The sequence below is a fragment of the Mesorhizobium sp. M0802 genome (assembly GCF_040320115.1).
Taxonomy (GTDB): Bacteria; Pseudomonadota; Alphaproteobacteria; order Rhizobiales; family Rhizobiaceae; genus Mesorhizobium.
Genome location: NZ_JAMYOY010000003.1, coordinates 238,826 through 250,722, shown reverse-complemented (window position 1 = coordinate 250,722; position 11,897 = coordinate 238,826). Strand labels below are relative to the sequence as shown.

13 protein-coding genes are annotated in these 11,897 nt (G+C 64.2%); 10 read left to right on the top strand and 3 right to left on the bottom strand.

Annotated features, from left to right (window positions below; all coding sequences use genetic code 11):
* A complete protein-coding gene (gene cobO, locus NKI10_RS07090; protein ID WP_023731212.1) occupies positions 1 to 615 on the top strand; it encodes a cob(I)yrinic acid a,c-diamide adenosyltransferase in 615 nt (204 codons plus the stop codon).
* 159 nt (positions 616 to 774) lie between these two features.
* On the opposite strand, the gene cbiB is transcribed toward cobO, so the two are convergent.
* Entirely contained in the window at positions 775 to 1,752 is a 978-nt protein-coding gene (gene cbiB, locus NKI10_RS07085) for an adenosylcobinamide-phosphate synthase CbiB (protein WP_352859318.1), read from the bottom strand.
* Between cbiB and cobD the strand changes: the two genes are divergently transcribed.
* A complete protein-coding gene (cobD, locus tag NKI10_RS07080; protein WP_352859451.1) occupies positions 1,751 to 2,806 on the top strand; it encodes a threonine-phosphate decarboxylase CobD in 1,056 nt (351 codons plus the stop codon). The genes cbiB and cobD overlap by 2 nt on opposite strands.
* Positions 2,803 to 3,312 carry a tyrosine phosphatase family protein gene (locus tag NKI10_RS07075; RefSeq protein ID WP_023690280.1) on the top strand — a complete coding sequence of 170 codons (510 nt, stop codon included), beginning with the start codon at positions 2,803 to 2,805 and terminating at the stop codon, positions 3,310 to 3,312. Before cobD ends, NKI10_RS07075 begins: the two co-directional genes overlap by 4 nt.
* 9 nt (positions 3,313 to 3,321) lie before the next feature.
* Here the strand turns inward: NKI10_RS07075 and NKI10_RS07070 are convergent, their stop codons facing one another.
* Together NKI10_RS07070 and NKI10_RS07065 are read right to left on the bottom strand one after the other, a co-directional pair.
* Positions 3,322 to 4,125, bottom strand: a complete 804-nt coding sequence (locus tag NKI10_RS07070) for a creatininase family protein (protein ID WP_352859316.1) — start codon at positions 4,123 to 4,125, stop codon at positions 3,322 to 3,324.
* Between the two features lie 53 nt (positions 4,126 to 4,178).
* Positions 4,179 to 4,562: a RidA family protein gene (locus tag NKI10_RS07065; RefSeq protein WP_352859314.1), complete on the bottom strand. Its 384-nt coding sequence runs from the start codon at positions 4,560 to 4,562 to the stop codon at positions 4,179 to 4,181.
* A gap of 255 nt (positions 4,563 to 4,817) precedes the next feature.
* Here NKI10_RS07065 and NKI10_RS07060 point away from each other — a divergent pair, with 255 nt between their 5' ends.
* The 7 genes from NKI10_RS07060 (at position 4,818) to NKI10_RS07030 (ending at position 11,839) form a co-directional block, all read left to right on the top strand.
* Complete coding sequence (locus tag NKI10_RS07060) at positions 4,818 to 5,822, top strand: ABC transporter substrate-binding protein (protein WP_023670774.1); 1,005 nt, start codon at positions 4,818 to 4,820, stop codon at positions 5,820 to 5,822.
* 2 nt (positions 5,823 to 5,824) lie between these two features.
* Positions 5,825 to 6,649 carry an ABC transporter ATP-binding protein gene (locus NKI10_RS07055; RefSeq protein WP_023685233.1) on the top strand — a complete coding sequence of 275 codons (825 nt, stop codon included), beginning with the start codon at positions 5,825 to 5,827 and terminating at the stop codon, positions 6,647 to 6,649.
* On the top strand, positions 6,636 to 7,487 hold the full coding sequence (locus NKI10_RS07050) for an ABC transporter permease (RefSeq protein WP_023753453.1): 852 nt from the start codon (positions 6,636 to 6,638) through the stop codon (positions 7,485 to 7,487). The genes NKI10_RS07055 and NKI10_RS07050 overlap by 14 nt, the downstream gene beginning before the upstream one ends.
* A gap of 198 nt (positions 7,488 to 7,685) precedes the next feature.
* Positions 7,686 to 8,987 carry a cytosine deaminase gene (locus NKI10_RS07045; RefSeq protein ID WP_352859311.1) on the top strand — a complete coding sequence of 434 codons (1,302 nt, stop codon included), beginning with the start codon at positions 7,686 to 7,688 and terminating at the stop codon, positions 8,985 to 8,987.
* On the top strand, positions 8,987 to 10,390 hold the full coding sequence (locus tag NKI10_RS07040; RefSeq protein ID WP_031196359.1) for an FAD-binding oxidoreductase: 1,404 nt from the start codon (positions 8,987 to 8,989) through the stop codon (positions 10,388 to 10,390). Before NKI10_RS07045 ends, NKI10_RS07040 begins: the two co-directional genes overlap by 1 nt.
* Before the next feature lie 286 nt (positions 10,391 to 10,676).
* Positions 10,677 to 11,258, top strand: a complete 582-nt coding sequence (locus tag NKI10_RS07035; protein ID WP_352859309.1) for an NAD(P)H-dependent oxidoreductase — start codon at positions 10,677 to 10,679, stop codon at positions 11,256 to 11,258.
* Positions 11,258 to 11,839: an NAD(P)H-dependent oxidoreductase gene (locus NKI10_RS07030; protein ID WP_352859307.1), complete on the top strand. Its 582-nt coding sequence runs from the start codon at positions 11,258 to 11,260 to the stop codon at positions 11,837 to 11,839. The genes NKI10_RS07035 and NKI10_RS07030 overlap by 1 nt, the downstream gene beginning before the upstream one ends.
* Positions 11,840 to 11,897: the final 58 nt, after the last annotated feature.

Below are 11,897 nucleotides of genomic sequence, written 5' to 3'. Positions count from 1 at the left end.
ATGACCGATATCGACGCAAAAGACGAAGAGCGCCATCGCGCCAAGATGGCCAAGCGCAAGGCGGTGCAGGACGCCGAGGTCGCGGAAAAGACGGTCGAGAAGGGGCTGCTGATCGTCAACACCGGACCCGGCAAGGGCAAGACCACGGCTGCCTTCGGGCTGGCGCTACGCATGCTCGGCTATGGCAAGCGCGTCGGAATCGTCCAGTTCATCAAGGGCAAATGGCACACCGGCGAGAAGGATGCCTTCGCGGCGTTTGGCGGCCGCGTCGTCTGGCACACGATGGGCGAGGGTTTCACTTGGGAGACGCAGGATCTGAAGCGCGACATTGCGGCGGCCGAAGCCGCCTGGGCCAAGGCGCTGGAGCTGATCGCCGATCCCTCGATCAGCCTCGTCGTGCTGGACGAACTGAACATCGCGCTACGCTACGACTATCTCGATCTCGACCGAGTGGTGGCGGCGCTGAAAGCGCGGCGCGAAGGTCTGCATGTCGTCGTCACCGGCCGCAACGCCAAGCCGGCGCTGGTCGAGGCGGCGGATCTGGTGACGGAGATGGGCGTGACCAAGCATCATTTTTCGGCCGGCGTGAAGGCACAGCAGGGGATCGAGTTTTAAGGGCTATCCTCCCTTCTTTTACCCTCCCCCTTTGTGGGGAGGGTCGATCCGCGAAGCGGATCGGGGTGGTGGTTCTCGTAGGGCGCTGTCCCCCACCCCGGCGCTTCGCGCCGACCCTCCCCACAAGGGGGAGGGTAAAGGAAGGGCGACGGTAAGCTCTCAGAACGTCACCGCGATAAGCACCGCCGACAGCAACCCGAACAGCCCAATCAGCAGATAGTCCGCCACCTGGTACAATTTCAGCGCCCGCCTGATGTCGGTGCTTTCCGCCTCGCGCCTACCGCCTTCGCCCATGAACGCATCGTCGACGACAACGCCGCCATAGCTGCGCGGGCCGGCGAGCGCCAGGCCGAGTGCGCCGGCCATTGCTGCTTCCGGCCAACCGGCATTGGGTGAGCGGTGCTTTTTGGCGTCGCGCCGCATTGCTTGCCAGGCGTTGCGGGGATCGGCGCCGTCAACGAGAAAGGCGGCGGCAAAGATCAGCAACGCGGTCAGCCGGGACGCCGGCAGGTTGATCCAGTCGTCGAAGAGTGCCGCCGCGCGGCCGAAGGCCTCGTGGCGCGGCGAGCGGTGGCCGATCATCGAATCGGCGGTGTTGGCGGCCTTGTAGGCGACGCCGCCGGCCAGACCGCAGACACCTGTCCAGAAGGCGGGCGCAACGATGCCGTCGGAGAAATTCTCGGCCAGGCTTTCGATGGCGGCGCGGCTGACGCCGGCATGGTCGAGCTTCTCTGGATCGCGGCCGACGATGCGCGCAACCGCAATGCGGCCGAGCGCCAGCCCGCCGGTATCCAGCGAATCGGCCACCGCCTCGACATGTTCGGTAAGGCTCTTTTGCGACAGCAGCGACGAGGCCAGGATTGCCGTGATGATCATGCCGGCAGGAAAGAGCTGCCAGAGCAGGATTTGCACGATGAGTGCGATTGCCGCCGGCACCAGCACGATCACCAGCAGCGCCTGCACGCCGCGGCGGCGACGCAGCGCGTCGGAATCAGTGTCGCGGTTGAGCCTGAGGTCGAGAAAGGCTATCAGCCTGCCGAACCAGGTGACGGGATGGCCGACGGCACGGAACAGCCAGTCCGGGTAACCCAGGATGCGTTCGATGGCCAGCGACAGGAAAGCGATCAGGATCGACATGAAGCTTTCTGATGGAGCGATTACTGTGGTGGATCACGGTGGATCCCTTGGCCGGGCGAGGGCGCTCTTCCCTCACGCGCCACAACCTTTCGTCGATCTCTCGACAGGTATCAATCCGCACTCCTACCCGCTTTTCGAGCTGCCCGCCACCGCCCTGTCACGATTGCCGGAGGCCGCGCGCCTGCGTGAGCTGGCCAGGGTCGCGGCCGGCGCCTATGGCGCGCCTTCGGCCGAGAATGTGGCGGTCGCCCCGGGCACGCAGATCCTGCTGCCGCGCGTCGCCTCGCTGGTCAGCCCCGGCAAGGCGCTGGTGCTCGGGCCGACCTATGCCGAGCATGCCAGGGCCGCCGCGATTGCCGGCCATGCGGTGGCGGAGGTCGACGATTTCGAGGCGCTTGCCGGAGCCGAAATTGCCATCATCGTCAATCCCAACAATCCCGACGGGCGAGTCGTGTCGCGGGAAAGGCTGCTTCGGCTTGCCGAGACATTGCGCGCCATAGGCGGTCTGCTGGTCGTCGACGAAGCCTTCATGGATGTCGGCCCGCACGCGGAAAGCCTGGCCGGCGATGTCGGGCGGGGCGGCATCGTCGTGCTGCGCTCGTTTGGCAAGTTCTTCGGTCTCGCCGGCCTGCGGCTCGGCTTCGCACTTTCCGATGCAGCGACGGTCGAAAGGCTTGGAACGCAATTCGGCCCTTGGGCGGTCGCCGGCCCAGCGCTCGAATACGGCATCCGCGCGCTTGCCGACAGCGGCTGGCAGGCCGACATGCGGCGGCGGCTGGCGCAGGATGCGGCGCGGCTCGATGCGCTGCTTTCGCGCTTTGGCGTTGCTGTCGCCGGCGGCACGACGCTGTTTCGCTATCTCCGGCTTGCCGATGCACCGGGGCTGTTTTCGACGCTCGGTGAGCGCGGCATATTGCTCAGGCATTTTTCCGAGCGTCCCCAGGTGCTCCGCGCGGGGCTGCCTGGAAGTCAGGAGGAATGGCAGCGGCTCGAATCGGCGCTTGCCGACTGGCACGCACGGCGCGACGATGGGTCGAAGGAGATCGCGCCATGATCCATATCTGTTCGCTGGCAAAGCTTGAGGAGACGGTGGCCAAAAGCGGCGCCGAGCGCGTGCTGTCGCTGCTCGCTGCCGGCACCGAGGTGACGCGGCCGGCCTCAATCGCGAGGGAAAACCACCTGCATCTGGTCATGCACGACATCGCGGTGGCGCAGGACGGCATGACCATGCCCGGCGAAGGCCATGTGCGCAATCTGCTCGATTTCGCCCGGAAATGGGACCGCGCCAAACCCATGGTCGTCCATTGCTATGCCGGCATCAGCCGCTCGACCGCCTCGGCCTATATCATTGCGGCGGCGCTCGCCCCGAAGCGCGACGAAGTCGAACTTGCGCAGACATTGCGGAAGCTTTCGCCCTCGGCGACACCCAATCCACGGTTGATCGCCGTCGCGGATGCTCTTCTCTCACGACAAGGCCGCATGATCGAAGCGATCGAGGCGATCGGACGCGGCGCCGATGCTTTTGAGGGTACGCCTTTCGTGTTGAAGATCGACGGCTAAGGCGGCCCGCTATGCCAGCCAGTCGGCAAGCTTCGCCTTGCGCACATCCTTCAACAGGGTGATGAAGCCGTCGGCCTGATGCTCCGCCGTCAGTCGGCCTTTCTCGGCCGTGGCAATGCTGGCATCGCCGACCACGCCGTTGGGGTTGAGATCCCCAGCGATCCAGGCGAAAGCGTGCGTTCCGGTGTGGCGCAGCAGCGCAAATTCGGTTTCGGCGCGGGCGACCTTGGAGGCGAAATTGTCGGCCTTGGCCATGTCGACTAACTCCGGGCGAAAATGCAGCATCAACGAGGTCTCGACGTCGCCGCCATGGATGCCATGGCGGTCCTCAAGCTCGGTGTACATGCCGGCGGGGCGGCCGAAGCGCTGCCAGCTGGTCTTCACCGCCAGCATCCTCTCATGCACGCGCAGCTCGCGCGTGACGATGCCCATGATCTCTTCATTGCCGCCATGCGAGTTGACGACGATCAGTTTCCTTACGCCTGCGCGGGCAACGGACAGGCCAAGCTCGGTCCAGGTATCGACCAGGGTGGCCGCCGGCAGGGTGAGCGTGCCCGGCGCCTGCAGATGCTCGTTCGACTTGCCGACCGTTTGGACCGGCAGGATGCGGATGTCGAGATCGCCGGGCAGGCGGGCGATGACCGTCTCCAGCATGCCGTTCATGATCGAGGTGTCGGTTGATACAGGCAGATGCGGGCCGTGCTGCTCGATCGCCGCCACCGGCAGCACGGCAATCGTCGCCTCCGGATCGATCGCGGCGTATTCGGTGGTCCGGTAGTCGCCCCACCACACGCGTCTGTTTGCAACGGTCATGTCATGCCTCTTGACTGTGAGGGAGACCTAGCGCGCCAAACGTCGCCTGTCGATCACCCGGCCGCAATCGCCTCGACCTCGACCTTGAACTCCGGCCGCGCAAAGCCTGACACGATCATCAGCGTCGAGGCGGGCGCGGGGCTGGCAAACAAGCGGTCGCGGGCGTCCATATAGGGCCGCAGAAAGGCGCGGTCGGTGACGTAGGCGTTTATGCGCACGATGTCGCCTAGCCCCAGCCCGGCTTCAGCCAGAATCGCCGCTATGTTTTGAAAGCAGAGCTCGGCCTGCGCGCCGCCATCCTCGGGGATCTGGTCGTCCGCCGTGATGGCGACCTGACCGGAGCACAGAACCAGCCGCTTGCCTGGCGGCACCTCGACCCCGTGGCTATAGCGGGCGAAAGGCGGCTTGATCGACTTCGGCGCGAGGTATCTGAACATGGCAATCTCCTGTCTGCGAGACCAGCCTAAGACGTGACCGATAGTACGTTCAAGATGTGGTGCATGGCACAAGGGCGATTGTGGACAGGCGTCCAAAAAATAGGCACGATGCCTCCCGCACAGCATGACCCGTCCGGTGTTGGCAGTGACTGCCGCGCAAGCAGGCGGCCCGGGCGGTGGCATGTGTCTTGCTTCTTGGATCAATGGTGTCGAGCCCGGCGCGTGACGCTCCGGAGCCAACAAAGGGTGGTGTCGATGTACGGAAAACAGAAGATTTCAGCGCTTGCGGTCGCGCTGCTTGGAGCCGGCACGTTCGGCGCGGCAGCAAACGAGAAGGTCACCTTCGGCACCAACTGGCTGGCCGAGCCCGAGCATGGCGGCTACTACCAGGCCGTCGCCGACGGCACCTACGCTGCATGTGGCCTCGACGTGACGATTTCGCAGGGAGGTCCGCAGGTCAGCGGGCGGCCGCTGCTGCTGGCCGGCAAGCTCGATTTCTACATGGGCGGCAATCTGCTGTCGGCCTTCGACGCCGTCCAGCAGGGCATCCCGATGCGCGTCGTCGCCGCCGATTTCCAGAAGGACCCTCAAGTCATCATGTCCCACCCGGGGCAGGGGCTGGACAAGTGGGAGGACTTGAAGAACGCCGACCAGTACATTCTCGGCGACGAGGGCGTCCAGACCTTCTTCCAGTGGATGGTCATCGAACTCGGTTTCGATGCCGCCAAGCGCGTGCCCTACACCTACAACACCGCTCCATTCCTGGCCAACAAGAAGTCGATCCAGCAGGGTTACGTCACCTCGGAGCCTTTTGCGGTCAAGAAGGAAGGCGGCTTCGTGCCCAACCAGTTCCTGCTCGCCGACTATGGCTGGGACACCTATTCGACGACGATCGAGGTGATGCAGGACACGATCGACAAGCGGCCGGAGGTGGTCCAGTGCTTCGTCGATGGCTCGGCCAAGGGCTGGTACAACTACCTCTACGGCGACAACAAGGCCGCCAACGAGATGATCAAGAAAGACAACCCCGACATGAGCGACGAGCAGATTGCCTTCTCGATCGAGCAGATGAAGAAGTTCGGCCTGGCCGATTCCGGCGACACCGAAAAGCTCGGCATCGGCGCCATGAACGAAGACCGGATCAAGAGCTTCTATGACAAGATGGTCAAGGCCAAGGTCACGCCCGAGGGCATCGATATTAAGAAGGCCTACACGCTGGCCTTCATCAACAAAGGTGTCGGGATCGAGCTGAAGAAGTAGTCGTGAAGCTGGAAAAGATGGCGCAGGCGCCCATGACGGCATCGGGTGAAGGCCCGATGCTGCTGACGCTGCGCCATGTCGGCAAGGTGTTTTCCAATGGCGTGACTGCATTGAGCGACGTCGATCTCGCCATCCGCGAGGGCGATTTTGTCAGCCTTCTCGGGCCGTCCGGCTGCGGCAAGTCAACGGCGTTGAGGCTGATCGCGGGCCTGTCGACGCCGACATCCGGTCAGCTCGACTGGGGCGGTTCGATCGACCGCGCCAATATCGGCTTCGTCTTCCAAGAACCGACGCTGCTGCCCTGGGCCAATGTCTTCGACAATGTCTGGCTGCCGCTCAGGCTGAAAGGCGTGTCGCGCGCCAAGGCGGCGCCGGCGGTGACGGAGATGCTGGAGCGGGTGCACCTGACCGGCTTCGAGAACGCCGTGCCGCGCGAGCTTTCCGGCGGGATGAAGATGCGCGTCTCGATCGCACGCGCCATGGTGACGAAGCCGCGCATTCTGCTGATGGACGAGCCGTTCGCCGCACTCGACGAGATCACCCGCTTCAAGCTCAACAACGACCTTCTGGAGCTGTGGCAGGACGAGCGCTTCACCGTCGTCTTCGTCACCCACAGCGTCTTCGAAAGCGTGTTCCTGTCCAACCGAGTCGTCGTCATGGCGGCGCGGCCGGGCCGCGTCCATGCCGAGCTTGCCATCGACGCCTCCTATCCGCGAGACGAGGTTTTCCGCACTTCGCCCGACTATGCCGCGCTCTGCCGCCAGGCCTCGGACATCCTGGTCAACGCCATCAACACATCAGCCGGACCGCACCATGACGGCCATTGACCAGAATGCCGCAACGCTCGACGCGGAAGAGGCGGGCCGCGTACGCCAGGAGCGGCTGGAGCGGATCGGCCGGTGGGTCTTGCCTTTGGCGATCATGATCCTGGCGATCTGGCTGTGGGACCGCATTTGCGTGTGGAACGCGATCCCGCAATATATTCTGCCGCGTCCCGGCGTGGTGCTGTGGACGCTCTATAGCGATGCCGGGCTCCTGTTCTCCGCGCTGCTGGTCACGTTGCGCATAACCTTCCTCAGTCTGCTGCTTGCAGTGGTCGGCGGCGTCGGACTGGCGGTGCTGTTTGCGCAATCGAAATGGGTGGAGATGTCGTTCTTTCCCTTCGCCATCGTGCTGCAGGTAACGCCGATCGTGGCGGTCTTCCCGCTCATCAACATCTATGTGGACAACCAGACGGTGAAGCTTTTGCTTTGCGCCTGGATCGTCGCGTTCTTCCCGATCCTGTCCAACACCACGCTCGGCCTCAATTCGGTCGACCGCAATCTGCGCGACATGTTCAAGCTCAACGGCGCGACGCGCTGGCAGCAATTGCGCTATCTCAGACTGCCGGCGGCCATGCCGTATTTTCTAGGAGGCTTGAAGATAGCCGGCGGCCTGTCGCTGATCGGCGCCGTGGTGGCTGAGTTCGTCGCGGGCGCGCAGGGGCAGTCGTCGGGGCTGGCGTCGCGCATCATCGAGGCCGGCTACCGCCTCAACGCGCCAAGGCTGTTCGCGGCGCTGATCCTGATCTCGCTCACCGGCATATTGATCTTCCTGGTGCTGTCGCTGATATCGCATCTCATCCTGCGCCGCTGGCACGAGAGCGCGCTGAAGCAGGAGCGGTAGGGGGTTGGGTGACGTGATTGAGATGCTGGCGCGAAACACCCCCCTCTGGCCTGCCGGCCATCTCCCCCTCAAGGGGGGAGATTGGACGTCATCCGGGATTTCGCCAATTATCGACGTTGGAAGACGGGTGCTGTCGGAAAAGCTGCCAATCTCCCCCCTTGAGGGGGAGATGCCCGGCAGGGCAGAGGGGGGCGGTCCTTGATACCGACCTCTGGCTCGTACCATCTCACAAACGTCCGCCTTCACCGGTCGCTGACATCAGGCCTTGCCGCCACTTACGACAGCGACGGCTTCGCCCTGGCCGACATAACGGTCGCCGATGGCAAGACCTCAGCCATCGCCGCGCACAAGAAATCAAAAGCGCCAGCCACCGCCATCGACCTTGCCGGCCGCATCGTGCTGCCGTGCTTCGTCGACTGCCACACCCACATCGACAAGGGCCATATCTGGCCGCGCAAACCCAATCCCGACGGCAGTTTCATGGGCGCGCTCAATGCCACCGGCGCCGACCGTGCAGCGCGCTGGAGCGCCGAGGACGTGGCGCGGCGCATGGATTTCTCGCTGCGCTCGGCCTACGCGCACGGCACCAAGGCGCTGCGCACGCATCTCGACAGCGTGCCGCCACAGGAGGAAATCTCCTGGCCGGTGTTCGAGGCGATGCGGGAGAAATGGCGCGGCCGCATCGAATTGCAGGCAGCCTGCCTGCTCGGCATCGAAGGCGTGCGCGACAGAAAGTGGTTCGAGAGGCTGGCCAAGCGCGTGGCTGCGGCCAAGGGCGTGCTCGGCGTCGTCACCTATATGGTGCCGGATCTCGAAGAGCTTCTCGACAAGGTGTTCGCCGAGGCGAACAGGCACGGGCTCGATCTCGATTTCCACGCCGACGAGACCGACGACATCGCGGCGATATCGCTGAAGAAGATCGCCGAGGCGGCACTGTGGAACGGTTTTGAGGGCAACATGCTGGTGGGACATTGCTGCTCGCTGGCGCGCCAGCCGGATCTCGAAGTGCTCGATACACTCGACAAGGTGGCCAAGGCGCGGCTGGCGGTGGTGTCGCTGCCAATGTGCAATCTCTATCTGCAGGACCGGCGTGCCGACCAGACCACGCCACGCTGGCGCGGCGTGACGCTGCTGCACGAGATGAAGGCGAGGGGCATCCCGGTCGCGGTCGCCTCCGACAACACCCGCGATCCGTTCTATGCCTATGGCGATCTCGACATGCTGGAGGTCTACCGCATGGCGACGCGCATCCTGCATTTCGATCATCCGGTCGGCGACTGGCCGCAGACGGTGGCGGCGACGCCGGCCAAGGTGATGCGGCTCGACGGTGTCGGGACACTGGCAGCAGGTGGCAGCGCCGATTTCATCGTCTTCAAAGGGCGGAGCTGGACGGAATTGCTGTCGCGGCCCGAATCGGATCGCATCGTCGTGCGCAACGGCCGAGCGATCGACAGGCAATTGCCCGACTATGCCGAGCTCGACGAACTGATGGTGGAATGATGGATGTTTCGGCGCTCAAACGCGATCTCGACGGGATAAAGCTCGACGACAATCCCGCCATCGTCCAGCAGAAGAGCCGCGACTTCTACTGGTACAGCCCGGTGCTGAAGCAGCAGCTCGACCACGTCACCGGCGACCTGATCGTGACGCCCAGGAACGAGGCCGAACTGATCCGCGTGCTTGCCGCTTGCCACCGTCATGGCGTTCCGGTGACGCCGCGCGGCAGCGGCACCGGCAATTACGGCCAGGCGATGCCGCTGTCGGGCGGCGTGGTTTTGAACCTCGCCGAGATGAACGAGATCAAGGCCATAGCGCCGGGCCGCGTCGTCACCGGGCCGGGCGCGATCCTCGCCGACATCGACAGAGCGACGCGCGCGCATTCCGGGCAGGAACTGCGGCTGTCGCCGTCGACCTACAACACCGCCTCGATCGGCGGCTTCATCGCCGGCGGCTCGGGCGGCGTTGGCTCGATCAATTTCGGCGGTCTGCGTGATTTCGGCAATGTGCTGCGCCTGCGCGTCGTCACTATGGAGGCGGAGCCGAAGGCGCTAGAACTCGCCGGCGAGGACCTGCACAAGGTCACCCACGCCTATGGCACCAACGGCATCATCACCGAGGTCGAGATGCCGCTGACTGCAGCCTATGAATGGACCGACGTGATCGTCGGCTTCGACGCTTTCATGCCGGCAGCCCGCTACGGCAACGCGCTGGCACGCCAGGACGGCATCCTGACCAAGCTGATCACGCCGATCGCCGCGCCCGTGCCGCAGCTCTATTTCAAGCGCCACCAGAAGTTCTTCCGGGACGGGCAAAGCATCTGCGTCGTCATGGTTGCCCGGCATGGGCTAGACGCGTTCCTCGCCTTCACCCGCCGCGCCGGCGGCGAAGTCATCTTCAATGCGGCGACGGCAACGGACGAAGAGAAAAAGGGCCTGCCGCCGGGCTTCGAACTGGCGTGGAACCACACCACGCTCAGGGCACTACGGGTCGATCCCGCGATCACCTATCTGCAATCGCTCTATCCGTTTCCCAACCAGCTGGCGCTGGTGGAGAAGATGGACGCGATGTTTCCGAACGAGGTCTTTTCGCATCTCGAATTCGTGCGCCTCGACGGCAACATCACCTGCTTCGGCCTGCCGCTGGTGAAATTCACCACCGAGGCGCGGCTCAACGAAATCATCCGGCTGCATGAGGAGAATGGCTGCCCGATCTTCAACCCGCACCGCTACACGCTAGAGGAAGGCGGCATGAAGCAGACGGATGAAATCCAGCTCGCCTTCAAGCGCGAGACCGATCCGCAAGGCCTGCTCAATCCCGGCAAGATGATCGCCTGGGAAAATCCGGATTACGACTATCGCTCGGGCCGGACTTTTTTGTTCAAGGGTTTGCAGAAAGCAGAATGAGCAGAGGTTTGAGCTTGAGCACCCCCCTCTGTGCTGCCGGCACAGGCCCTACGCTGCCGCTTCGGGCGTTCGTCGTTTGGAAAGCCAAGCAATTGGCTTCCCATCGGCTTCGCCGACCACTTCTCACCCCCCGCAAGGGGGGAGATTGGCAGCCTGAACGCCGCGGCCAATCTGACACGCTGACAATTAGTGAAAGCGATGCGGCAGTCCGATCTCCCCCCTTGCGGGGGAGATGCCCGGCAGGGCAGAGGGGGGTGCCTCGCGCCCACCTCGCAAGTATTTCCCCATGAAAGTCCTCGTCCTCTACGCACACCCGGTGGAGACCAGCTTCAATGCAGGTCTGCACCGCACGATCGTCGAGCGGCTGACGGCCGCCGGCCATGAGGTCGACGATTGCGATCTCTATGCCGAGGATTTCGACCCCAGGCTGACGCGCGGGGAGAGGCTGGATTATCATAACCAACGCAGCCCTGCGGACCCGGCCGCGCCCTATGTCGAGCGGCTGCTCAAGGCCGAGGCGCTGGTGCTGTCATATCCCGTCTGGAACTACGGCTTCCCGGCCATCCTGAAAGGCTTTTTCGACCGCGTGTTTCTGCCCGGCGTGTCGTTCAAATTGGCCGACGGCAAGGCGCAGCCGTCGCTCCACAACATCCGCAAGCTGACCGCCGTCACCACCTATGGCGGCAGCCGCTTCCGCGCCATGCTGATGGGCGATCCGCCACGCAGATTGGTCAAGCGGATGCTGCGCGCGACGATCAGGCCCGGCGCCTCGGTGTCCTACCTCGCGCATTATTCGATGAACCTGTCGACCGAGAAGACCCGCGCGGCCTTCATGGCCAAGGTCGCGGCCGGGATGGATACTTTTTGATGCGCGTGCTGGTGGTCTATTGCCATCCGGTGCCCGAAAGCTTTTGCGCCGCCATCAGAGATGCCGCCGTCGATGTGCTGAAGGCACGCGGCTGGGAGGTGCGGCTGCTCGACCTCTATGCGGAGAAATTCGATCCGGTGATGGGCTGCGAAGAGCGACGCGCCTACAATGAGCGGGCGCCGGAGGATCCGGCCCTAAAACCGCATTTCGAGCATCTCGCCTGGGCTGAGGCGATCCTGTTCATCTATCCGACCTGGTGGTACGGGCTGCCGGCCATGCTGAAGGGCTGGCTCGACCGGGTCTGGGCGACCGATGTCGCCTTCAAGCTGGGCAAGGGGCGCATCACGTCGCTGATGACACATGTCACCAGGGTCGGCGTCATCACCACCTGCGGCGCGCCGACCTGGTGGAGCGTCGTCGTCGGCCAGCCCGGCCGCAAGACCTTGCTGCGCGGTATGCGCGCGCTGTGCGCCCGCCGCTGCCGGACGTTTTTCCTGGCGCACTACCTGATGGACGCCTCGACGCCAAGGACGAGGGCGGCGTTTCTGGGGAAGGTGCGGGCGAAGCTGGAGCGGTTTTGAGCTTCTTCACCCTCCCCCTTGTGGGGAGGGTCGCGCAGCAAATGCCGCAAGGCGGCTT